Origin of the sequence: uncultured Brevundimonas sp., assembly GCF_947305955.1 — a bacterium.
GTDB lineage: Bacteria > Pseudomonadota > Alphaproteobacteria > Caulobacterales > Caulobacteraceae > Brevundimonas.
In genome coordinates this window covers 1-22,279 of record NZ_CAMZFB010000048.1, presented here as the reverse complement: position 1 = coordinate 22,279, position 22,279 = coordinate 1, and the positions used below count along the sequence as shown (strand labels likewise).

Annotated in this window: 18 protein-coding genes; 12 read left to right on the top strand and 6 right to left on the bottom strand. The window is 62.3% G+C overall.

The features are described from left to right. Positions 1–167: 167 nt before the first annotated feature. Together trpE and Q0Y42_RS11645 are read right to left on the bottom strand one after the other, a co-directional pair. A complete protein-coding gene (gene trpE, locus Q0Y42_RS11650) occupies positions 168–1,727 on the bottom strand; it encodes an anthranilate synthase component I (protein WP_297803913.1) in 1,560 nt (519 codons plus the stop codon). Next, a complete protein-coding gene (locus Q0Y42_RS11645) occupies positions 1,724–3,649 on the bottom strand; it encodes a peptidylprolyl isomerase (protein ID WP_297803910.1) in 1,926 nt (641 codons plus the stop codon). Before Q0Y42_RS11645 ends, trpE begins: the two co-directional genes overlap by 4 nt. Positions 3,650–3,846: 197 nt before the next feature. Here Q0Y42_RS11645 and tpiA point away from each other — a divergent pair, with 197 nt between their 5' ends. The 5 genes from tpiA (at position 3,847) to Q0Y42_RS11620 (ending at position 10,291) form a co-directional block, all read left to right on the top strand. Beyond that, positions 3,847–4,596 (top strand): triose-phosphate isomerase, encoded by a 750-nt coding sequence (gene tpiA / locus Q0Y42_RS11640; protein WP_297803908.1) that lies wholly within the window; start codon positions 3,847–3,849, stop codon positions 4,594–4,596. A gap of 87 nt (positions 4,597–4,683) precedes the next feature. Continuing rightward, entirely contained in the window at positions 4,684–5,097 is a 414-nt protein-coding gene (gene secG / locus Q0Y42_RS11635; RefSeq protein ID WP_297803906.1) for a preprotein translocase subunit SecG, read from the top strand. Positions 5,098–5,223: 126 nt separating this feature from the next. After that, complete coding sequence (locus tag Q0Y42_RS11630) at positions 5,224–6,876, top strand: CTP synthase (protein WP_297803904.1); 1,653 nt, start codon at positions 5,224–5,226, stop codon at positions 6,874–6,876. A gap of 503 nt (positions 6,877–7,379) precedes the next feature. Next, a complete protein-coding gene (locus tag Q0Y42_RS11625; protein WP_297803902.1) occupies positions 7,380–8,627 on the top strand; it encodes a dicarboxylate/amino acid:cation symporter in 1,248 nt (415 codons plus the stop codon). Between the two features lie 137 nt (positions 8,628–8,764). Beyond that, positions 8,765–10,291, top strand: a complete 1,527-nt coding sequence (locus Q0Y42_RS11620; protein WP_297803900.1) for a peptidase S10 — start codon at positions 8,765–8,767, stop codon at positions 10,289–10,291. A 68-nt stretch (positions 10,292–10,359) separates the two neighbouring features. Here Q0Y42_RS11620 and Q0Y42_RS11615 read toward each other — a convergent pair whose 3' ends face one another. Further along, positions 10,360–11,376, bottom strand: coding sequence for a cyanophycinase (locus Q0Y42_RS11615; RefSeq protein ID WP_297803897.1), 1,017 nt, complete (start codon positions 11,374–11,376; stop codon positions 10,360–10,362). Between the two features lie 133 nt (positions 11,377–11,509). On the opposite strand from Q0Y42_RS11615, the gene Q0Y42_RS11610 reads away from it, so the two are divergent. Then, positions 11,510–14,254, top strand: a complete 2,745-nt coding sequence (locus tag Q0Y42_RS11610; protein ID WP_297803895.1) for a TonB-dependent receptor — start codon at positions 11,510–11,512, stop codon at positions 14,252–14,254. Between the two features lie 131 nt (positions 14,255–14,385). On the opposite strand, the gene Q0Y42_RS11605 is transcribed toward Q0Y42_RS11610, so the two are convergent. The 3 genes from Q0Y42_RS11605 to ligK are packed head-to-tail and all read right to left on the bottom strand — an operon-like array spanning position 14,386 to position 16,998. Then, positions 14,386–15,282: an amidohydrolase family protein gene (locus Q0Y42_RS11605; protein WP_297803893.1), complete on the bottom strand. Its 897-nt coding sequence runs from the start codon at positions 15,280–15,282 to the stop codon at positions 14,386–14,388. Further along, the gene (locus Q0Y42_RS11600) at positions 15,279–16,331 is read right to left on the bottom strand and encodes a 4-oxalomesaconate tautomerase (RefSeq protein WP_297803891.1); all 1,053 of its coding nucleotides are present in this window, start codon (positions 16,329–16,331) and stop codon (positions 15,279–15,281) included. The genes Q0Y42_RS11605 and Q0Y42_RS11600 overlap by 4 nt, the downstream gene beginning before the upstream one ends. Then, positions 16,324–16,998 (bottom strand): 4-carboxy-4-hydroxy-2-oxoadipate aldolase/oxaloacetate decarboxylase, encoded by a 675-nt coding sequence (gene ligK / locus Q0Y42_RS11595; RefSeq protein ID WP_297803889.1) that lies wholly within the window; start codon positions 16,996–16,998, stop codon positions 16,324–16,326. Before ligK ends, Q0Y42_RS11600 begins: the two co-directional genes overlap by 8 nt. Positions 16,999–17,101: 103 nt before the next feature. Between ligK and Q0Y42_RS11590 the strand changes: the two genes are divergently transcribed. The 6 genes from Q0Y42_RS11590 to Q0Y42_RS11565 all read left to right on the top strand — a co-directional run. Next, the gene (locus Q0Y42_RS11590) at positions 17,102–18,268 is read left to right on the top strand and encodes a LysR substrate-binding domain-containing protein (RefSeq protein ID WP_297803887.1); all 1,167 of its coding nucleotides are present in this window, start codon (positions 17,102–17,104) and stop codon (positions 18,266–18,268) included. Positions 18,269–18,339: 71 nt separating this feature from the next. Then, positions 18,340–19,221: an NAD(P)-dependent oxidoreductase gene (locus Q0Y42_RS11585; RefSeq protein ID WP_297803885.1), complete on the top strand. Its 882-nt coding sequence runs from the start codon at positions 18,340–18,342 to the stop codon at positions 19,219–19,221. Continuing rightward, the gene (locus Q0Y42_RS11580; RefSeq protein ID WP_297803883.1) at positions 19,221–20,246 is read left to right on the top strand and encodes an amidohydrolase family protein; all 1,026 of its coding nucleotides are present in this window, start codon (positions 19,221–19,223) and stop codon (positions 20,244–20,246) included. Before Q0Y42_RS11585 ends, Q0Y42_RS11580 begins: the two co-directional genes overlap by 1 nt. Next, a complete protein-coding gene (gene ligA, locus Q0Y42_RS11575) occupies positions 20,243–20,656 on the top strand; it encodes a protocatechuate 4,5-dioxygenase subunit alpha (protein WP_297803881.1) in 414 nt (137 codons plus the stop codon). The genes Q0Y42_RS11580 and ligA overlap by 4 nt, the downstream gene beginning before the upstream one ends. Next, positions 20,656–21,498: a class III extradiol dioxygenase subunit beta gene (locus Q0Y42_RS11570; RefSeq protein WP_297803879.1), complete on the top strand. Its 843-nt coding sequence runs from the start codon at positions 20,656–20,658 to the stop codon at positions 21,496–21,498. Before ligA ends, Q0Y42_RS11570 begins: the two co-directional genes overlap by 1 nt. Positions 21,499–21,513: 15 nt before the next feature. Next, on the top strand, positions 21,514–22,279 hold a 766-nt coding region (locus tag Q0Y42_RS11565), incomplete at its 3' end, for a Gfo/Idh/MocA family oxidoreductase (protein ID WP_297803877.1).

Genomic DNA, 22,279 nt, shown 5'->3' with positions numbered 1-22,279 from the left:
GCCATCCACGACGCGCGTCGTTTGCTCGAAGAATCGAGCATGGAAGCGCCCTCCAAACCGCCCATGCTGTTCGCTGCAGCCTTTGCAGCCGCTATGGGATTATTGCTGATCGGAACGGTGAATGCCGGTCCGGATCGCAGGGACCAAACCGACATCACCAGAACTCCTTAAGCGGCGACGTCGCTTGATCCCGCCGCGCCCTTGGCCGTTGCCAAGGGTTGCGCGTGGGTTGTTGCGCTGAATCGCCATGCCTCTTCGGCGGCCTTCATCGGGGCGCGGGCTTTCGCCAGCGTCTCGGCGTATTCGGCTGCCGGATCGCTGTCGGCAACAACACCGGCACCGGCCTGCACGAAGATGCGGTTGTCGGTGAACATGGCGGTACGTAGAACGATACAGATGTCCGCCTCGCCATTGGCCGAGATATAGCCCACGCCGCCGCCGTAACCGACGCCGCGCTTTTCGGTTTCCAGCTCGTCGATGATTTCCATCGCACGAACCTTGGGCGCGCCCGAAAGCGTGCCAGCGGGCAGGGCGGCCAGCAGGGTGTCCACCGCGTCCAGCTTCGGGTCAGCCTGACCGTTCACGTTGGAGACGATGTGCATGACCTGCGAATAGCGTTCGACGACGAAGCTTTCCGTGACCTCGACTGTGCCCGGTGCGGACACGCGGCCCACATCGTTGCGGCCCAGATCCAGCAGCATCAGATGCTCTGCCAGTTCCTTGGGGTCGGCCAGCAGTTCGGCCTCAAGCTGCTTGTCCAGCTCTGGCGTGGTGCCGCGCGGGCGGGTTCCGGCGAGCGGACGGATGGTCACGCGGCCATCCTTGAGGCGCACGAGGATTTCGGGGCTGGAACCAGCCAGCTGGAAGGCCGCATAGTCCAGATAGAAGAGGTACGGCGACGGGTTGCCGCGACGCAGCGCCCGATAGAAGGCGAACGGGTCTTGGCTCCACGGAGCCGAGAAGCGGTGCGCCAGCACGACCTGGAAGATGTCGCCCGCGCGGATGTAGTCCTTGGCCTTGGCAACCATGGCGGCATAGCCATCGCCATCCACCGGAGACTTGAAGTCGGGGGCAGGGACGGGCTCCGGCTCGCGCTGGATCGGCATCGGGCTGCGAAGGCGGTCCTCGAACTCTTCGAGGCGGGCGACAGCGGCGGCATAGGCCGCTTCGGGATCAGCGCCGGTGTCCGCATAGGTGGCGGCCACCAGCACGATCTCGTGCTTCACCGAGTCGAAAATGGCGATCAGGCCCGGTCGTGCCAGAACGGCATCGGGCAGGTTCAGCGGATCGGGATTTGCCGGACCCAGCGGCTCCAGCAGACGCACCATGTCATAGCCGAACACACCGAAAAGGCCCGCGGCCATCGGCGGCAGATCGGCAGGCAGGTCAAACTTGCTGGCCGCGATCAGCGCCCGCAGCGATTGCAGCGCGGGCAGCTCTTCGGGCGTGAAGGTGTCAGAGAGGATGGCATCGCCACGGGCGATTTCTGCCTTGCCATCGAGGCAGCGCCAGACCGTGTCCGGCGAGAGGGTGACGATCGAATAGCGACCGTTCACCGCGCCGCCCTCTACCGACTCCAGCAGGCTGGCGTAGGGGCGGCCATGGGCGACCTTGAGATAGGCCGAGACTGGCGTCTCAAGGTCGTTGATCAGGCGGCGAACCAGCAGCTGGGTCTTCCCAGCTGCCAGTCCGTTTACAAACGCATTACGCTCCGCCTGTGGCATCATCGAGCCGGTGCAGGAGCGGGGCCAGCGACCGCCGGAGCGGCCGGTGCTTCGATGCCCAGTGCACGATAGGCTTCGGCCAGATCGCTCTTGGCCTTGGTGCGGGCGGCGGCGGCGGTCATGGCGACCTGAACAGCCTCATTACCCCAGCCTTGCGACAGTTGGCGGGTTGCCGGTGCGATCAGCGGGGCTGCGCGACCGACATTGGCCGCATGGATCGCAGTGACCTTGCCGATCACAAAGCCGTTTTCGGCTTGGTTCGAGAAGGTCTGGCCCTTGGCGGTACCGAACAGACCCTGCAGCGCACCTGCGCCGTGGGCTTGCTGGCCAGCAGCGTCAGCCGACACATTGGTGCGGACGTTGACGGCTGCGTTGACCGAAGCTGCCACGGCCGTGATGTCTTCGCCAGCGCGGACGCGGGCAGCCAGTTCCTCGGCCTTTTGAGCCAGAAGGCGTGCGTTCTGCTGTTGCACCCAAGCTTGGGTCAGCATCGGGCGCACTTCGTCCAGCGTCGGCAGGGCCGAGGCACGAACGTCGTCTACACGCAGGGCAAAATACTCGCCTTCAGCAGCGGTCAACACGTCCGACTCGCCGCCCTTGTTCAGGGCGTAGGCGGTGTCGAGGATCGGCTTGGGCAGGTTGTACGGCTGGCCGTTCGGCAGGCGACCGTCACGGGTGAACGGCGGCAGCTGGGCGATACGGGCACCGGCAGCCTTGGCAGCGTCGGCGATCGACTTGCCAGCGGTGCGGGCTTCCTCGAAGGCCTTCACGCGGTCATAGGCGACCTGCTTGGCGGCTTCGGCTTGCAGTTCGGCCACCAGTTGCGGACGGGCTTGCTCGAACGACATGGATTGGCCCGGAGCGATGGCGGTCACCACGGCCACGGTATAGCCGACAGCGCCCTGAACCGGATTGGTCACACCATTGCCAGCCAGACCGAAGACGGCCTCGGCAATCTTGGCATCGCCCAAGGCGCTGCGCGGGGTGTTGTTGTACGGAGCCGGCTGGATGCGGGCTCCGGCGGCGACTTCGGCAGGAGTTTTACCTGCGCGCAGTTCGGCAGCGATCTTGTTGGCCGCGTCCAGAGTCGGAACGGTCAGCAGGGTGAAGTTGCGCTTCTCCGGCTGGCTCAGGCTGTCCTTGCGGAAGTCATAGCGTTCACGCAGCTTTTCTTCCGAAATGGCAGCGCGCGGCTCGTTCGGGCCGGGGGTGAACAGGACCATCGAGACCTGACGGAATTCCGGCATGCGCAGCTGGGCTTCATTTTCCTTCATGAAGGCGGTCAGCTGGGCGTCGGTCGGGGTGCCTGCGGTACCGGCCATGGCTTGGGTCACGGTGAACCAAGCGCCATCGCGGGTCTCGGTCGCGCTGGCAACCATGATCGCGGCATAGGCCTTCGGCAGGCGGACGCCCGAGGCGATAGCCGAGCCGAAGTGCTGGAAGGTGTACTGGTCACGGACTTCCTGCGTCAGCATTTCCGGCGTCATGTTTTGCTGAGCCAGCACCTGCTTGTACTGCTCTTCGTCAAAACGGCCGGTGATCTGGTTGAAGAAGGCCGGAATCTTGCGGATTTCAGCGGCAATCAGGGCCTTGCCCGGACGGATGCCCGCTTTCCAGGCCCAGTCGGCAAAGCCCAGACGCATGGTCAGGCTTTCCAGCATCTGGTTGACGTAGCCCTGACCGGCCAGTTCTTCGAGCGTGACCTGTTGGCCAGCCTGCTCGCTGACGTTGGCGCGGACGCGTTCCATGTCGGTGCGGAAGCGCGCGCCATCCATGCTGCGCTCACCGGCGGACACGACGTGACGCGGGCCCAGATTGGAGAAGATGTCCGACTGGGCGCCGACAACGACGAAGCTCAATATAATGAGGGCGAAGAGGCCCACAGCCCATTTCGACTTCGCGAAGTTGCGGAACAGGGAAATCATGTGTCGGGAAACCTGTCGGAAACCAGCGTCAGAATTGCGCCAGCATCGCGTATAGGATCAGTCGGCAGGGGGCCGCAAGCGCAGAGCCCTGTATAAATAGCCCAATATGCGGATAGGGCGATGATTTTGCCGGTTTGCGATCCGCCCTTGAACGCTGCGACTTGGCGTATGGCGAGACTGTGTCCTACACAGGGGGCATGACCGAATCTATCAAGCTGATCGCTGGCAACTGGAAGATGAACGGCGTGGGGGAAAGCCTCGAAGAGGCAGCGGCCCTGCGCGTATCTCTGGATGCCGAAGCCGCCAACTGCCGCGTGGCCCTGTGCCCGCCCGCGACCCTGATCGAGCGTATGTCCGCCACGGTTGGTGGCTCCGCCATCGAAGTGGGCGGTCAGGACTGCCACGCCGCCGCCAGCGGTGCCTTCACCGGCTCGGTGTCGGCAGAGATGCTGGCCGATGCAGGTGCGAACCTTGTGATCCTCGGTCACTCCGAGCGCCGCACGGGCTTTGGCGAAACCAATGCCGATGTGGCTGCAAAGGTCGAGGCCGCACTGGCCGCCGGTCTTGAGCCGATCATCTGCGTTGGCGAGACGCTGGAACAGCGCGAGGCTGGTGAGGCTGTCGCCGTGGTCAGCGAGCAGGTCATGCAGTCCCTGCCGCAGTCGCTGTCTTGCAATGCCTTCGCTGTTGCCTATGAGCCGGTGTGGGCCATTGGCACCGGTCTGACCCCGACGCTCGAACAGATTGAAGAAGTCCACGTCGCCGTTCGCGCCGCCATCGTCGCCCGTCTGGGGGCAGGGGGCGAGAAGGCTCCGATCCTGTACGGCGGTTCGGTGAAGCCTTCGAACGCCAAGGAAATCCTCAATGTGAAGGAAGTCGGTGGCGCACTGGTTGGCGGTGCTTCGCTCAAGGCCGAAGACTTCCTCGGCATTATTCGCGCTGTCTAATATTGCGACGGGGTTTGATCCCCGCCGTTATCAATGTTAGAGGCCGCCTCTTGATCGGCGCACTCTCGCGCCCACATGAATGTCACCATGCTTCAGACCATCCTGCTCGTCGTAATGTTCATCATCTCGGTCGCACTGACCGGCGTGATTCTGCTGCAACGCTCCGAGGGCGGTGCCCTGGGTATGGGCGGCGGCAACTCCGGCTTCATGACCGCACGCGGCGCAGGCAATCTGCTGACGCGCGTTACGGCCATTCTGGGCGGCGCCTTCTTCGTTTGCGCCATCGCCCTGACCATCGCCGGTAACGTCGAGCGTTCGTCGCGCTCGGGTATCGATGCCGACGCGATCGGCTCGATTGCCATCGGCGCGGAAGAGCAGGCTCCGGCTGAACAGGCCGCTCCCGAGCAAGCTCCGGCCCAGCCGTCGGCCATGTCGCTGGACGATCTGGAAGCCAGCCTTGCGGTTCCGGCACAACCGGCTCCGGCTGCTCCGGCCCAGTAAGCGCCGCTTAAAAGCCAAGTTTAAGAAACGCGGTCCGCAAGGGCCGCGTTTTTTTATTGTGTACAAGCCTTTGGTCGAAATCTTTTCGACTGACGCGGGGACGGAAATAGGTTAGGGTTCCCTCCCATGCCTAGATATGTGTTCATCACTGGCGGCGTGGTTTCCTCCCTTGGTAAAGGCCTCGCTTCCGCCGCTCTTGGCGCGCTTCTTCAAGCGCGCGGTTACAAGGTTCGCCTGCGTAAGCTCGACCCTTATCTGAACGTCGACCCCGGTACGATGTCGCCCTATCAGCACGGCGAGGTCTTCGTGACCGACGACGGCGCGGAGACGGACCTCGATCTGGGTCACTACGAACGTTTCACGGGCGTTTCGGCCGCCAAGTCCGACAACATCACCACCGGCCGCATCTACTCGACCATCATCGAGAAGGAACGCCGTGGCGATTACCTCGGCGCGACCGTGCAGGTCATTCCGCACGTCACCGACCAGATCAAACAGTTTGTCCTCAATCCGGCAAAGACCGACGAGGGCGAGGATGTTGATTTCGTGCTGGTCGAGATCGGCGGCACTGTCGGCGATATCGAGGGCCTGCCGTTCTTCGAGGCTATCCGCCAACTGGGGCAGGACCTGCCGCGTGGCCAGTCGTGCTTCGTTCACCTGACGCTGCTGCCGTTCATCAAGACGGCTGGCGAGATGAAGACCAAGCCGACCCAGCACTCGGTCAAGGAGCTGCGCTCCATCGGTATCCAGCCGGACATCCTGCTGTGCCGCTGCGAGGCGGAAATCCCCGCCGACGAAAAGCGCAAGATCGCCCAGTTCTGTAACGTCCGTCCGGACAGCGTCATTCAGGCGATGGACTCGGCTGACATCTATGCCGTGCCGCAGGACTATCACGCCGAGGGTCTGGACACGCAGGTGTTGGCCCACTTTGGCATTAACGATGCGCCGGAACCGGACATGTCGGGCTGGAACGAGATCGTTCGCCGCCGCCTGAATCCCGAAGGCGAGGTCACCATCGCCATCGTCGGCAAATATACCGTCCTCAAGGACGCCTATAAGTCGCTGATCGAGGCCCTGATGCACGGCGGCGTGGCCAACCGTGTGAAGGTCAATCTGGATTGGGTCGAGGCGGATACCTTTGAGGGTGATCCCGAAAAGGCCGCCGAGCGTCTGCAAGGCGCACACGCCATCCTCGTTCCCGGCGGCTTTGGCGAGCGCGGGGCAGAGGGCAAGATTCAGGCGGCCCGTTATGCCCGCGAGAAGAAGATCCCGTACTTCGGCATCTGCTTCGGCATGCAAATGGCCGTCATCGAGGCTGCGCGCCATCTGGCAGGCTATCCCAAGGCCACCTCGACCGAGTTCGGTCCGGCGGAAGAGCCTGTGGTTGGTCTGATGACCCAGTGGTCGCAAGGTAACCAGCGTGTTCTGCGTCAGCAGGGCGGCGATCTGGGCGGCACCATGCGTCTGGGCTCCTATGATTCGACGCTGGCCGATGATTCGCTCATTGCCCGCATCTACGGCACGACCTCCATCTCGGAACGTCACCGTCACCGCTATGAGGTGAACATCAACTATCGCGAGGCGATCGAGGAGAAGGCGGGTCTGTACTTTGCTGGCCTGTCGCCCGATGGCGTCTTGCCGGAGACGGTCGAGCGCAAGGATCACCCCTGGTTTATCGGCGTTCAGTACCATCCCGAGTACAAGAGCCGTCCGTTCAAACCGCACCCGCTGTTCGCCAGCTTCGTCGAAGCTGCGGTGGTCCAAAGCCGATTGGTGTAAATAAGGGCCGCAAGGTGCCAAATAGATACGCATCTATGTTGGAACACATCTTGCGGCACCCTCAGTGTTGTGTTTCTTAGTGAAACACGGATTTCAGAGGGTATGATGATGGTGGGGGCTGTCGTCTGTTTTCTGCACCGTAACGCCCGTGTGGTGATCACAGGGGCGATGTGGGCAGTTTTAGTATTGGGTTGTAGCGTCGTGCTACGTGCCCTAGTTCGTCTGTCCGGTACCTAGGTACCGACAGCTGGAGGGGGGGAACCGGTTGCTGTCGTCAGACACCCGGTCCACCAGATCCAGAGCCGGGTCATCCGCTTGGGGGAGTGGATGACCCGGTTACTAATTTAGCCGCTGTGTTGCTGCGCCCGTCGTGCGGTCAAATGTTTGATCTGCATGGACGATTCTCGCATTGAACGTCATTCTCTGTATTCATCCGGTAGTCGGCGCGTGCGGCGGGCCGGTTTTTTGATGACTGCGACCGCCTGCGGTGGCGAGGTGACCCCATGCTTAAACGTTTCTGGTTCGATGTCCCGCTTTGGCGTCGCATTCTGCTTGGGCTGGTGCTGGGGGCGGCTGTCGGGCTGATCCTGAAAGACAGGGCCGTTGAGCTGAAGTGGCTAGGCGACGTGTTTGTGCGCCTGATCCGGATGTTGGTCGTGCCGCTGATCTTCGTGACGGTGGTGTCGGGTGTGGCCTCCATGGCCGATCCCTCGCGTCTCGGGCGCATCGGCGGGCGGACGGCGATCCTCTATTTCGGACTGATGCTGGTGGCGTCAGCGGTGGGGTTGACCGTCGGGAAGCTGATCAAGCCGGGTGTCGGTGTCGATCTGACGGGCGTCACTCCGCAATCCGTCGGCGAGGCCAAGCCCTTGGGGCAGGCCTTGATGGAGATTGTGCCGCTGAACCCCGTCGCCTCGCTGGCGGCAGGGGACACGCTGTCGGTGATCTTCTTTGCTGTGCTGCTCGGCCTTGGCCTGTTGGCGGTGGGGCAGGAGGGCCAGCCACTTCGCGCCGTGTTTGAATCCGCTTCGGCGGTGATGCTGCGCCTCGTCTATTACGTGATGGAGATCGCGCCGTTTGGTGTGTTCGCCCTGATCGCGTGGGTGGTGGGGACCAGTGGCCCTGCGGCCTTCCTGAACGTGTTCAAGCTGGCCATCTGTGTGCTGATCGGGTGTGCGTTTCAGACGCTGATCGTGCACGGGCTTCTAGTCAGGCTGCTGGCGCGGGTGCCTGTGGTGCCGTTCTTCCGCGATATCGCCGATGCGGTCGTGGTCGCGCTGTCGACATCGTCGTCATCGGCCACCCTGCCTGTCGCCATGCGGGTGGCCCAGAACAATCTGGGGGTCAGCAAGACGGTGGCGTCTACCGTCCTGCCGCTGGGCGTCACGCTCAGCATGGATGGCACGGCGCTCTATGTCGGCCTGCTGGCTACCTTCTCGGCTCAGGTGTTCGGCGTGCAGCTGGAGCTGGCGGATTATCTGGCCATTATGGCGGTGACCACTCTGGTTGCTCTGGGGACGGCACCCGTGCCTTCGGCGTCGCTGTTCCTGCTGGCAGCGGTCCTGTCGGTGATCGGTCTGGGGCCAGAGCAAACGGCCATGATCGTCGGCTTTATCCTGCCGTTCGACCGTCCGCTGGACATGCTGCGGACCGTTCCGAACTGCACCTCCGACCTGTCGGTCAGCGTGGCGGTGGCCCGTATGGAGGGCGAACTGGATATGCCGACGTATCTGGCAAAACCGGTCGAATAGGCGCTGATACTCGCCGCATTGGCGCGCATTTCGGACAGTCGTGCGGCCGAGGTTGTATTACAGCGGCAATCGTCTTAGCCCATTGGCATCAGCAGGCGACTCTAGAGGGGGACGCGCTGATGCCAGAGGGGAAAGACATGAAAAGACTGCTTGTTACCGCCGCTTCCGCCTTGGCCTTGGCGCTGCCAAGCACAGTGATGGCGCAATCCGCCGGTGCAGCAGAGCGCCCGTCGCGCGAAGCCCGCGCCGACGCGGCCATTCCCGATCCAGTGGTCTCGGTCACGCGGCACTCCGGCACCTTTGGCGGTCAGCGCATCAACTATCGCGCCGTCGCCGGTGAAACCTATCTGCGGGACAAGGACGGCAAGCCGCTGGCCGCCATCACCTCCTACAGCTACATCAAGGAAGGTCCGACCGACCCGAACCGTCCGGTGACCTTCCTGTGGAACGGCGGGCCGGGTTCCGGCTCGGTCTGGCTGCACATGGGGGCCTTTGGTCCCAAGCGTGTGGTTGTGCCGTCCGATGCCCGCGATGACGGTGCCCCGCCGTATCCGATCGTGGACAACCCCGAGTCCCTGCTGGACGTCACCGATCTGGTGTTCATCGATCCGGTCGGCACCGGCTTCAGCCGCGCCTTGGGCGATACCGATCCGTCCAACTATTGGGGCGTGACCAAGGACGCCAAGTCGATGGCCGATTTCATCCGTCTGTGGTTGACCGAGCACCAGCGTTGGAACGCGCCGAAATACATCGGCGGCGAGAGCTATGGCACCACCCGTGCGGCGGCGGTCATCAACGAACTGGAAGGCGGATACAGCGATGTGTCGGTGACGGGCATCATCCTGATCTCGGCCATCATGGACTTCAGTCAGGCGGCCGAGGTTCAGGGCAATGAGCTGGCCTTTGTGACCAACCTGCCCAGTCAGGCGGCAGCGGCCTGGTATCACAACAAGGTCGCCAACAAGCCCGCCACCGTCGAGGAATTCGTCGCACAGGCCCGCGCCTTTGCCATCGGTCCCTATGCTTCGGCGCTGTTGAAGGGCAATGCCCTGACCGCCGAGGAGCGCGCGGCCATCCTGCCGCAATTGGCGCATTTCACGGGCCTGTCGCAGACCTATCTCAGCAACGCCAATCTGCGTGTCTCGCTGGATCGCTTCTATAAGGAACTGCTGCGGGATCGTGGCCTGACCATCGGTCGTCTGGATGGTCGCTATACCGGCGTTGATTACGACAACGCCGGCGAAAGTGCCGATAATGACCCCAGCTTCTATGGCATCGACGGGGCCTATACGACGGCCATCAACTGGTGGTCGCGCGAGCATCTGGGCTATTCGCCGTCGGTGAACTATTCGTCGATTGGCGGCGTCGGACGCTGGGACTGGAATATCAATGGTCCGCGCGGTGGCGAGGGCTATCTGAACGTCGCGCCGTATATTGGCCGTGCGCTGCGCGAGAATAGCGGCCTGCGCGTCTTTGTGGGGCAGGGCTATTACGACTTCGCCACGCCGTTCTTCGGTGCCGAATATTCGCTGCAACGCCCCGGTTTCCCGACCGATGGCCGCATCGAGTGGCACTACTATGAATCCGGCCACATGATGTACGTGCGCGAGCAGGACCTGCGTAAGCTGTCATCGGATCTGCGCGGCTTCATCCGCAATCGCTGATCCCGATAGAAATAAGGCCCTGCCACGCGATGCGGCAGGGCCTTTTCTTTTGTTCTGATGAAGATCTCCTAGCGCGCGACCGCAGCCGGATCGACCGGCTCGACCGGAGCATTGACCAAAAGTCCCTCGCGGACAGCCGCCACACCCGAAAAGGCGGGTAAGTCGATGGTCATGGTCTTGAGGTCAATCGTGCCGACCGTGCCCAGCGTGGTGACGCGGACGTCCTCGAAGTTGAGTGGTTGGCCGACGGTGGCTTGGGGCATGCCCTGCGGCTGTACCAGCCACGCATAACCCTTGCCGTGATAGCGCGCCGTGCCATCGGCCTCGACGCACAAGGCGCCTTCTTCATCCACGCCCAGACCGATGGCCTCAGGGTCCGATGTCGCCCGCACATTGGCGACAAAGGCAATGAGGCGGCCCAAGCGGTCACGGGCGGCGAAGTGGGTATCGGTCACCACATGCTGCAGATAGGGCATGGTCAGGAAGTCGGTAACCATGGTGACTTCCGGACCCAGCGGGTCTTTGAGTGCGCTCAGCGAGTTCACGCTGCCATCGTCCATCGCGCCATAGGCCGCACCACCCAGTACAGCGAGGCCCGCGCTTGTGCCGCCGATCGGTCGGCCCTGTGCGACGTGGTTGTTCAGCGCATCCTCGACAGGGGTGCCCTTCCAGAAGCGGACGTATTTGGCCTGATCTCCGCCAGCCAGAAAGATGCCGTCCGCCTCGGCCAGCAGTGCCAGAACGCGCGGGTCGCTGGATGCCTTGCGGTCATCGAAAACAATCGTCCGTACCGAGGTGACATTGCCGATGTCGCGATAGATTTCCTCGCCGGCGTCTTCGGCCCCCGAGGCGCGCAGAACAACGATGTGTCCATTGCCGGCTTTGTTGGCGAACCAGCGGAAGGCGCTGACCGGCCAATCCCCGCCGCCCATCAGCATCATCCCCCCTTCGACCTTGCCGGGGGTAGGGGCGGCAATGTCGCCGATCTCGTAATAGGCATAGCCATCAGGGCTGGCCACAGCCGCGCGGGGAAGTCCAAAGGCAAGTACAACCGCAGCGATAACTGTAAAGATTGCCAACCGCATAAAAACACCCTCGAAATCAAAACTTGCGGACATAAGGACACATTTCATTCCGCTGAGCGATATCTCTCAGATATTTCTTCTTCCCAAAGATCAATTCCGGTGCATCCTGCCGAATAGGGAAAGAGGGATCACCATGAGTATTGCTAGGTCTTTTGTGGGTTTGCTGGCAGCGGGCAGCAGTTTTCTGGCCTTGGATGCTGCGGCACAGACGGCACCGTCCGATGATGTGGCTACTTCGGTCGGCGACATCGTCGTCATCGGCTCACGCATTCCGCGCCAGATCGATAAGGAAGGCCCAGCTCCCGTCAGCGTGATTACGTCGGAGGATATCCTGCGTAACGGCTACCAGAGTGTACCCGACCTGTTGCGCGCTGTGACCCAGAACGGCGGCGAAACCCAGAGCCAGCAATCCTTCTCGGGCGCATCCTTCACTCCGGGGGCACAGCAGGTTGACCTGCGCGGTCTGGGACCGAACCACACCCTGGTGCTGGTGAACGGGCGTCGCATCGCCGACTTCCCCCTGCCGTTTCAGGGGCAGAGCAATTTCACCGATGTCTCGAACCTTCCGGTCGGCCTAATAGAGCGTGTCGAGGTTCTGAGTGGCAGCGCGTCCGCCGTCTATGGCTCTGACGCCATTGCCGGTGTGGTAAACTTCATCCTCAAGAAGTCCGCTGACGGCATCCGCTTTGATTTCCGTCAGGGCCTGACCGAGGACGGCGGCGGTGACTCCCAGCGCCTGACGGTTAGCGGTGGCCTTACCCGGGACCGCTTCCATGGCGTGTTCGGTGCGGAACTGCTGCGGCAAAAGCCCCTGTGGGCCTATGATCGCGACATTCAGGACTCGACCAAGGATAGCCCCACCAACACCACGGCCCGTCGCGCCTATCTGCGCTTTGACGAATATGACGACTATCTTGATCCCGGTCAGGCCGTCTGTGACGCGCTAGGGGACCAGAACGGCGGCACGACCTATTATGCCAACCGCCCGCGCTACGGCTATTTCTGCGGCAGTGATGAAGCCATCGGCTATGGCACGATCCTGAGCGACCGCAAGGCGATCAACACCTATGCGTCGATGGGCTACACCCTGTCTGACCGCGCCGAACTGTTCCTTGATCTGCAGTACAGCCACAGCGAACTGAAGCTGTTCCGCGACGTGCAAAGCTGGCTCTATCAGGACGCCAACGGCAGCGAGGACGGCCTGTTCTTCAACGCCAACACCGGCTCGCTGGAAGGCTGGCAGCGCCAGTTCTCGCCGGAGGAAATGGGCGGTCTGGCCCGTGGCTTTACCCGCAACCGCTCCGACAGCTTCACCATCACCCCCGGCATCAAGGGCACCTTCGGCGAGGGGGATGTCTGGGGCTATGAGATTGCGCTGAACCACTCGGAGTACCGCTCCAAGGTCAGCTTCCCGCAGGTGATCGCCGCCAAGGCCAACGCCTTCTTCCTCGGCCCGCAACTGGGTGTGGATGCCGATAGCGGCTATGCCATTTTCGCGCCGGATGTCTCGCGTCTCTACACGCCGCTGACTCCGCAGGAATACGCATCGATCACGGCGGATTCCGTCTATAATCCGCGCTCGCGCAGCACCAATCTGTCGGCCACCATCACCAATAGCGAGCTGTTCCAACTGCCCGCTGGTCCGGTCGGGTTCGCGGCGGTGGTCGAAGGCGGCAAGCAGAGCTATGAGCTGAACACCGATCCCAATGCGCTGATCCCCTACTATTACGGTTTGGTGGACTCGGACGGCGAGGGGGACCGTAACCACCTCGGTGCGGGCTTCGAGGTCCGTGCGCCGCTGCTCAGCAATCTGGAGGTGAACGCCGCCGGTCGTTACGACCGTTATTCGTTCGCGGACAATGATGTGGGCGAGTTTACCTATAATCTGGGTCTGGAATACCGTCCGCACCGCACGGTCCTGCTGCGGGCGGCCTATGGCACGGGCTTCCGCGCGCCGGACCTGCACTATGTGTTCTCGGGGCCGGGTAACACCCACCCGTCGGCCACGGATTACTACCGCTGCGCCACCGAAGAACCCGATGAAGACATCGGCGATTGCAGCTTCGATGGTCAGGGGATCGTCGCCTATCGCAACGGCAACCGCGATCTGGATCCGGAAACCAGCAAGTCGTTCAACGCCGGTATCGTCTGGCAGCCGACGCGCAACATCAGCCTGTCGTTGGACTATTTCAATGTCGAGCTGACCAATCAGGTCCGCGACATGAATATCGACACCATCCTGCGTAACGAGGCGGCGTGCCGCACTGGCGGGATGGATGCATCGTCCCCGACCTGTGTTGACGCCGTTGCCCGCGTGAACCGTCAGGCCACCGGCCCGCTGGCCGGAAGCCTGATCGGTGTATCGACCAATCCGATCAACATCGCGCAGGAAACGACGTCAGGCTTTGACGTGGCGGCCCGCTGGCGTGTGCCGACGGAACGTGCGGGCGATTTCACCTTCTCGGCGTCCTACACCTATGTCGACGAGCATGATTTCCAGCAGTATCCGGGCGATCCGGTCATCGACAAACTGGCCTATGACAGCGGCTATTACATCCCGCGCGAAAAGGGCACGGCGAGCGTCAGCTGGGCCTTCAACAAGCTGACGGCGACGCTTCAGGGCCAGTATCTGGGCGAACTGCCGAACTATTACGAAGACGCCTATATCGAGGACAGCTGGATGTTCAACGCCTCGGCCCAGTACGACCTGACGGACCACGTCCGCCTGTCGCTGACGGTGAACAACCTGTTCGACGAGGGGCCGGTCAAGGACGAGACCTACAGCGCCTATCCCTACTACGACATCTCGTGGTTCGACTCTGTGGGTCGCAGCTACTACCTCCAGCTGACCTACAAGCTGGGCGGATCGGCGCTTTAAGCGGCTCCGACACCCGAAAGAAAAGGCCGGACGATCAACTCGTCCGGCCTTTGTTTTAGCAGCCTATGGTCTTGATCGGCCCGAAGTGTACCGAACGCTCCCACCTGAGGTCGTACGACGCATAGGAGTGTTCAGATAGTCACTTCCTCGGGCCAATAAAGCCGCATCGGATTGTCGATCAGAAGCTTGCGCTGAAGTTCTTCAGTGACGGCGATGCGCGGGATCACATCGACCAGATGGCCGTCGTCAGGGATGTTGTCCTGCATATTGGGATGGGGCCAGTCGGTGCCCCACAGAACGCGGTCGGGATGTTGTTCGACCAGCGGGCGCACCACTTCGACAAAATCGTTCCACGGGTCCGGTTGCGACGACAGGCGGTCAGGGCAGGTTACCTTGGTCCAGATATCTGCGCGGCTGTCCATCAGGGCTTTGAAGGCCGTAATCTCTGCGCCATCAGGGCCTTGGCTCATGGACGGGCGACCCATGTGGTCAATGACGATCGGTACCGGAATGGCCTCGAGGAAGGGCAGCATTTCTTCCAGAATGTCGGCTTCGAAATAGACGACCACGTGCCAGCCCAGCGGCGCAATACGCTCGGCCAGGTTGAGGAATTTGTCCTTTGGCGCGTCATCGACCAGCCGCTTCAGGAAGTTGAAGCGCACGCCGCGAATACCTGCTTCATGTAGAACTTCAAGTTCGTCGAAGCTGATATCGGGATCGACCACAGCCACACCCCGCGCCTTTCCGTCGGAAACGGCAATCGCGTGCAGGGTGGCGGCATTATCAGTCCCGTGACAGCTGGCCTGAACAATCACATTGCGGGCAAAGCCGAGGTGATTACGAAGGGCAAAAAGTGCTTCGGGACCAGCATCTTCTGGCAGGTACTTCGCCTTAGGGCTGAAGGGAAACTGCGCCATGGGACCAAAGACGTGGCAGTGCGCGTCGATGGCTCCAGCGGGCGGAAGATATCGCGGCTTTGACGGATTTGAGTGCCAGCTGACAATGCGGCGGTTCAGCGTGTCGGTCATGCGTAGATAGTCCCGTCCATCAGTTTGCGTGCGGTGCGGAGCATGGCGGCGCTGGTGACATTGCCTCGCTCGTCCAGTTCCATGACACAGGTGGTCTCGCCGGTCGGATGTTCGACCGAAAGCGTCTTGCGTTGGCCATCGGGCACCACGGACACCTCGGCGGCAGGTGTCCCTTTGATCAGGCAGGCGGTGGCCACGCTGACGGCACCCAGCACGCCGATGGAGGCGTGGGCGCGCTTGGGGATGAAGCTGCGGACAGTGACGGCACCGCCATGTCGTGGCGGCGCAACCAGCATCATCTTGGGCACCGATTTATCGGTCACGTCGCCCAGGTTCATCAGTGGACCCGCGATCAGGCGAATGGCCTCGATGCGGGCCTTTAGCGCGTCATTGCCGTCCAGCTCTTCGCGGGTTTCATAGCCCGTGGCGCCGACATCTTCGGCTTTGAAAACGATGCACGGCATGCCGTTGTCGATCAGGGTGACAGGCACGCCGTTGATCACATCAACCGCATTCCCAGACGGCAACAGTGCGCCGCAACTGGAGCCAGCCGTGTCCAGAAACTGGAGTGGGACCGGCGCGGCGGTGCCGGGAACGCCGTCGATACGGACATCGCCGCTGTAATCGACAGTGCCGTTGGGGGTTTTGACGGTCGCAACGGCGATCTGGCCTGTGTTCTCCATATAGATGGTGACGGGAGTCTCGATGCCCGCGACGGCTTTCAGCCGGCGTTCAATGGCAAAGGGGCCGACACCGGCAAGGATATTTCCGCAGTTCTGTTGATCCGAAACCAACGCCTGATCGACGAAGACCTGAAGGAACAGATAGTCGACATCCACGCCTTCGCGGCTGGAGCGGGATACAACGGCCACCTTGGAGGTGAGGGGATCGGCTCCGCCCATGCCATCGATCTGGCGGCTGTCAGGCGAGCCCATGATCCGCAACAGGAAGGCGTCACGCGCGGCGGGATCGGCGGGCAGGTCCTCCTTGAGGAAATAGCCGCCCTTGGACGTGCCGCCGCGCATCCACATGACGCGGGCTTCAGACATACTTCAGGCCCATCTCGGCCAGCTTGCCGCGCATGTCATAGATGTCGAGGCCCAGCTCGCCCGACGCCAGACGCTTGCGCTTGCTTTCTTCGAGGGCTTCGCGGGCGCGGGCTTTCTCCAGCACCTCTGCAGCCTTGGCAGAGGGGACGACGCAGACGCCGTCGTCATCGGCAACAATAACGTCCCCGGGGTTGATCAGGGCACCCGCGCACACCACGGGCACGTTCACCGATCCGAGCGTGGCCTTGATCGTGCCCTGGGCGTGGACGGCCTTGGACCAGACGGGGAAATTCATCTGCGTCAGATCGCGGACATCGCGCACGCCGGCGTCGATGATCAATCCGCGACACCCGCGAGCTTGGGCCGAGGTTGCCAGCAGGTCGCCGAAATAGCCGTCGGTACAGGGGCTGGTCGGGGCCAGAACCAGAATATCGCCCTCGCGAAGCTGTTCGATGGCGACATGGACCATCCAGTTGTCACCCGGAGGGGTCGAGATGGTCACCGCCGTGCCTGCGATACGTGCCCCGACGTAGATGGGGCGCATGTGGGGGGCCAGAAGTCCGGTGCGGCCTTGCGCTTCGTGCACGGTGGCCACGCCGCACTGAGCCAATCCATCGATAATCGACAGATCTGGGCGTTCGATGTTCTGGACGACGATTCCGGCCATGACTTCCTCAAGCTTCAGCGGTTTTGGGCATCATGTGTTGTCATGTTCGTCGAACGCTATTTGGATTGCTGTTATCTGTATTAGTTTCTGCTAAGTCTAGGTCATGGGACCCTTCGATCTGAATATCAGGCACCTGCGTGCGGTCGCGGCCATCGTCCAGTCAGGAAGCATCAGTGCGGCCAGCCAGATCGTGAACCTGACCCAGCCGGCGATCACTCAGGGCATCGCGAAACTGGAACGCCAGCTGGGCTTGCCATTGTTCGAGCGCCGATCGGCGGGCATGGCCCCGACCGAGGCGGCGATGATGCTGGCACCACGGGTAGAGGCGGCGGTGCGATTAATGGACGCCCGCCATGCCACCGCGGCCCAGATCAGCGCCTTTCTGGCCTTGGCGCGACAGGGCAGCTATGCCGCCGCAGCCAGTGTGACGGGCCTGTCCGAACCCTCGCTGCACCGCTCGGTCGGCGAGTTGTCACTGGTCATCGGACAGCCGTTGGTGGAACGGCGGGGCAGGGGTATCGCCCTGACGCATAGAGGGACGCAGGTCGCACGCGCCTTCCGTCTGGGCGAGGCCGAGCTGCGATCGGCTCTGGACGAGCTGGCGATGCTTCAGGGGCGCGAGGTCGGGCGGATAACGGTGGGGGCCATGCCACTCTCGCGCGCGCGCATACTACCTGAAGTTGTTACGGATTTTCATGCGCGGCACCCCGAGACCGGCATTGCGATCATCGAGGGTTCGTACACGGAGTTAGTCGGGCCATTGCGCGATGGCGAGCTGGATCTGATGGTCGGGGCGTTGAGGCTTGGGGGCGGCGAAGAGGGCTTGATCCACTATCCGCTGTTTCAGGATCGTCCTGTGATTATTGGGCGGGCCGGTCATCCCTTGGCGGGCAGGGGCGACGATCTGAAGCTGTCGGAGATGGCTCTCTATCCTTGGATCACGGCGGCCGCAGGAACGCCCTTGCGGGCCCAGTGGCAGGCCATGTTCGAGGCCGAGGGTGTCTCTGTCCCGCGTGTTCCGATTGAATGCGGTGCGGTCATGATGATCCGTCAGATTCTGCGCGAGACCGACTTTTTGACCCTTCTGTCACCCGATCAGGTGGCCGTGGAGTTGGAAGCGGACTGGTTGGTGAAAATCGCCGATGCGCCGGGCGATGTGGCGCGCTCCATCGGTGTCACTACGCGTTTCGACTGGCGCCCAACGCCCCTGCAGCGCGCCTTCCTTGAAACCCTGAGAGTAAAGTCCGAGCATATTTGTTCTGAGGCATAATTAGCTTTTTCAAATAGGTGAACAATCAATATGATTGGTCGCCGAACAGTGGTGCGCCGTATCCATTATCTATGGCGCAGGTTCTGGATATTGCGATTATCGGCTTTGGCGAGGCGGGGCAGACCTTTGCCTCGGCGGGTGCATGGGGACAGCAGGCCAAGGTCTTTGACCGGCTGACCGATGACGCGCAGTGCCGCGCATCCAAATTGGCGGATTACGCCCGCGTCGGTGTGGCCGGCTGCGACACGCACGCCGATGCTGTGGCGGGGCGTGACCTTGTCATTTCGCTGGTCACCGCCGATCAGGCGCTGGCGGTCGCAGAGACGACGGCGCGGTCGATCCGCGAAGGTGCGCTTTATCTCGATCTCAACAGTGTGGCCCCGTCGACCAAACAGGCCGCCGCCCGCGCGATAGAGGCTGCGGGTGGGCACTATGTCGATGTGGCGGTGATGTCGCCCGTTCAGCCTGCCGCCCTGAATGTGCCGCTGCTGCTCAGTGGATCGCAGGCACTACTGGCCAAGCACCGGTTGGCGGCGCTGGGTTTCAACAAGCCGAGAGTAATCGACGGTCCTGTCGGTCGCGCCTCTTCGATCAAGATGATCCGGTCGGTCATGGTCAAGGGGCAGGAAGCCCTGAGCGCCGAATGTGTGCTGGCGGCAACCAAGGCGGGCGTTCTGGACGAAGTGCTAACCTCGCTGGATGCCAGTTGGAGCGAGGCCGCGTGGTCGGATCGCGCCAACTACAATCTCGATCGCATGTTGGTGCATGGCTCGCGCCGGTCTGCCGAGATGGCCGAGGTGGTCAAGACGCTGGATGACCTTGGCACTGGCTCGGACATGAGCCGCGGCACGGTTGTGCGACAGGCGGTCATCGGAGCCTTGGGCCAACGCGAGCCGCCGGAAACACTCCAAGACAAAATAGCCTCGATTTTGCTCATAGGGGGGCAAGCCTAGTGACACTGATTATCGACTGCCACGGCCACTACACCACGGCACCGCAAGCCCACACCGCATGGCGGGAGGCTCAGGTCGCGGCGTTCAAGGCGGGCCAGCCCGCACCGGCCTATCCGGACATTTCGGACGACGAAATCCGCGAGACGATCGAAAAGAACCAGCTTCGCCTGCTGCGCGAGCGCGGTGCGGATCTGACGATTTTTTCGCCGCGTGCCTCGACCATGGCGCACCATGTCGGCGACGAGGCCATCAGCATCGAATGGTCGCGTCGTTGTAACGACCTGATCGCGCGGGTTGTGAAGCTGTATCCCGAGACCTTTGTCGGCGTGTGCATGCTGCCGCAATCGCCGCTGGCCGATCTGGCGGGGTCGATTGCCGAGCTGGAGCGCTGCGTCAACGAGCTGGGCTTTATCGGCTGCAACCTGAACCCCGATCCGGGCGGCGGCCATTTCAAACATCCGCCCCTGACCGACAAATACTGGTACCCGCTGTACGAGAAGATGGTGGAGCTGGACGTTCCGGCCATGATCCACGTCTCGGGCAGCTGTAACCACGCCATGCATGCGACGGGGGCCTATTATATCGCCGCCGACACCATCGCCTTCATGCAGCTGATCGAAGGCGATCTGTTCAAGGACTTCCCGACCTTGCGCTTCATCATCCCGCATGGCGGCGGCGCGGTGCCCTATCACTGGGGCCGTTATCGCGGGCTGGCCGATATGCTGAAGAAGCCGGACCTCGCCACCCATGTGATGAACAACGTCTTTTTTGACACCTGCGTCTATCACCAGCCGGGTGTCGATCTGCTGGCCAAGGTCATCGACAGCAAGAACATACTGTTCGGTTCTGAAATGGTGGGCGCTGTGCGCGGGATCGACCCGACCACGGGCCACTATTTCGATGACACCAAGCGCTACATCGACGCGCTGGATATTCCGGACACCGAGCGCCACGCCATCTTCGAGGCCAATGCCCGTCGCGTTTTCCCGCGTCTGGATACCCTTCTGAAGGGGCAGGGCCGATGAGCAGCACCCATCAGGACATCCACGAATACCTCGAGCAGTTGGAAGACATTCCCGGCACGCGCATCTTTACGGCGGCGCGCGCCCGCAAGGGCTATTGGCTGAACCAGTTCTGCATGACCTTGATGAAGGCCGAGAACCGCGAGCGTTTCAAGGCGGACGAGCGGGCCTATCTCGACGAATGGCCGATGACCGAGGCCCAAAAGCAGGCCGTCCTGAACCGCGACTATAACGCCGCGCTGGACGAGGGAGGGAACATCTACTTCCTCGCCAAGGTCTTCTTCACGGATGAAATCAGCTTCCTGCAAGCCGTGGGAACCATGACCGGCATGAGTGCCGAAGACTATCAGGCCATGATGATCGCGGGCGGCCGCTCGCCCGAGGGTCTGCGCTCCAAGAAGGAACCCTACTGATGGCGCGTATTACTGCAGGTGTCGCCAGCAGCCATATTCCGGCGCTTGGCGCGTCGATGGACCTTGGCAAGACGGCAGAACCCTATTGGGCACCGTGCTTTGCGGGCTTTGACTGGACCCGCGCGTGGGAAGAGGTCCAGCGGCCGGATGTCGTGATCCTTGTCTATAACGATCACGCCTCGGCTTTCGATATGAACTTCATCCCGACCTTCGCCATTGGCTGTGGCGAGCGTTACGCCTCGGCGGACGAGGGGTGGGGGCCGCGTCCGGTGCCCGATGTCATCGGCCATCCCGATCTGGCGTGGCACATCGCGCAAAGCTGCATCCTCGAAGAATTCGATATGACGGTCGTCAACAAGATGGACGTCGATCACGGCCTGACGGTGCCGCTGAGCCTGATGTTCGGCCAGCCAGAGTCGTGGCCGTGCAAGGTGGTGCCGCTGGCGGTCAATGTGGTGACCTATCCGCCGCCCACGGGCAACCGCTGCTACGCTCTGGGCGAGGCCATCGCCCGCGCGGTGGAGTCCTACCCCGAGGACCTGAACGTCCAGATCTGGGGCACGGGCGGCATGAGCCACCAGCTTCAAGGCCCGCGCGCGGGGCTGATCAATGCGGAATGGGACCAGAAATTTCTGGATGATCTGACGGCTGATCCCCAGCGCCTGCGTCACATCCCGCACATCGAATATCTGCGCGAAACGGGTTCCGAAGGCATCGAGATGGTCATGTGGTTGATCATGCGCGGTGCCCTTGGGCCGAAGGTTCGCGAACTTCACCGGCACTATCACGTGCCTGCGTCCAACACTGCGGTCGGGCACATCGTGCTCGAACCGGAAAGCTGATTTCGGAGTATCGACATGAAGATTGCCCTCGCAGGCGCCGGTGCCTTTGGCGAAAAGCACCTTGATGCGCTCAAACAGATCGACGGCGTGGAAGTGGTCAGCCTGATCAGCCACGACATCGACGCGACGCGTGCCGTCGCCGACCGTTACGGCATCGCGCACGCAACGACCGACCTGAACGAGGCGCTGGCCAAGCCAGAGGTGGATGCGGTTATTCTGTGCACCCCGACGCCCATCCATGCCCAACAGGCCATCGCCTGTATGGATGCGGGCAAGCATGTGATGGTCGAGATTCCGGTGGCCGATAGCCTTGCTGACGCCGAAGCTGTTCTGGCCAAGCAAAAGGAAACCGGGCTGGTCTGCATGGTCGGCCACACCCGCCGCTTCAACCCCAGCCACCAGTACATCCATAACAAGATCACGGCAGGCGAGCTGAACGTCCAGCAGATGGACGTGCAGACCTATTTCTTCCGTCGCAAGAATATCAACGCCAAGGGCGAGCCGCGCAGCTGGACCGACCACCTGCTGTGGCACCACGCCGCTCACACGGTGGATCTGTTCGCCTATCAGGCCGGACCGATCGTCGAAGCCCACGCCATGCAAGGCCCGATGCACCCCGAGCTTGGCATTGCCATGGACATGTCGATCCAGCTTAAGGCCGAAAGCGGGGCCATCTGCACCCTGTCGCTGTCGTTCAACAACGACGGGCCGCTGGGGACCTTCTTCCGCTACATCTGCGAAGGGGTTGGCAGTCTCATCAGAGACCTCGGGTCTCTCAAAA

Bases quoted from the DNA above. Each gene is read 5' to 3' on its own strand.
- Q0Y42_RS11615 (WP_297803897.1), bottom strand. From the start codon at position 11,376: ATGCGGTTGGCAATCTTTACAGTTATCGCTGCGGTTGTACTTGCCTTT.
- secG (WP_297803906.1), top strand. From the start codon at position 4,684: ATGCTTCAGACCATCCTGCTCGTCGTAATGTTCATCATCTCGGTCGCA.
- Q0Y42_RS11610 (WP_297803895.1), top strand. From the start codon at position 11,510: ATGAGTATTGCTAGGTCTTTTGTGGGTTTGCTGGCAGCGGGCAGCAGT.
- Q0Y42_RS11590 (WP_297803887.1), top strand. From the start codon at position 17,102: ATGGGACCCTTCGATCTGAATATCAGGCACCTGCGTGCGGTCGCGGCC.
- Q0Y42_RS11620 (WP_297803900.1), top strand. From the start codon at position 8,765: ATGAAAAGACTGCTTGTTACCGCCGCTTCCGCCTTGGCCTTGGCGCTG.
- ligA (WP_297803881.1), top strand. From the start codon at position 20,243: ATGAGCAGCACCCATCAGGACATCCACGAATACCTCGAGCAGTTGGAA.
- Q0Y42_RS11585 (WP_297803885.1), top strand. From the start codon at position 18,340: ATGGCGCAGGTTCTGGATATTGCGATTATCGGCTTTGGCGAGGCGGGG.
- Q0Y42_RS11645 (WP_297803910.1), bottom strand. From the start codon at position 3,649: ATGATTTCCCTGTTCCGCAACTTCGCGAAGTCGAAATGGGCTGTGGGC.
- Q0Y42_RS11600 (WP_297803891.1), bottom strand. From the start codon at position 16,331: ATGTCTGAAGCCCGCGTCATGTGGATGCGCGGCGGCACGTCCAAGGGC.
- Q0Y42_RS11630 (WP_297803904.1), top strand. From the start codon at position 5,224: ATGCCTAGATATGTGTTCATCACTGGCGGCGTGGTTTCCTCCCTTGGT.
- Q0Y42_RS11605 (WP_297803893.1), bottom strand. From the start codon at position 15,282: ATGACCGACACGCTGAACCGCCGCATTGTCAGCTGGCACTCAAATCCG.
- tpiA (WP_297803908.1), top strand. From the start codon at position 3,847: ATGACCGAATCTATCAAGCTGATCGCTGGCAACTGGAAGATGAACGGC.
- trpE (WP_297803913.1), bottom strand. From the start codon at position 1,727: ATGATGCCACAGGCGGAGCGTAATGCGTTTGTAAACGGACTGGCAGCT.
- Q0Y42_RS11625 (WP_297803902.1), top strand. From the start codon at position 7,380: ATGCTTAAACGTTTCTGGTTCGATGTCCCGCTTTGGCGTCGCATTCTG.
- Q0Y42_RS11570 (WP_297803879.1), top strand. From the start codon at position 20,656: ATGGCGCGTATTACTGCAGGTGTCGCCAGCAGCCATATTCCGGCGCTT.
- ligK (WP_297803889.1), bottom strand. From the start codon at position 16,998: ATGGCCGGAATCGTCGTCCAGAACATCGAACGCCCAGATCTGTCGATT.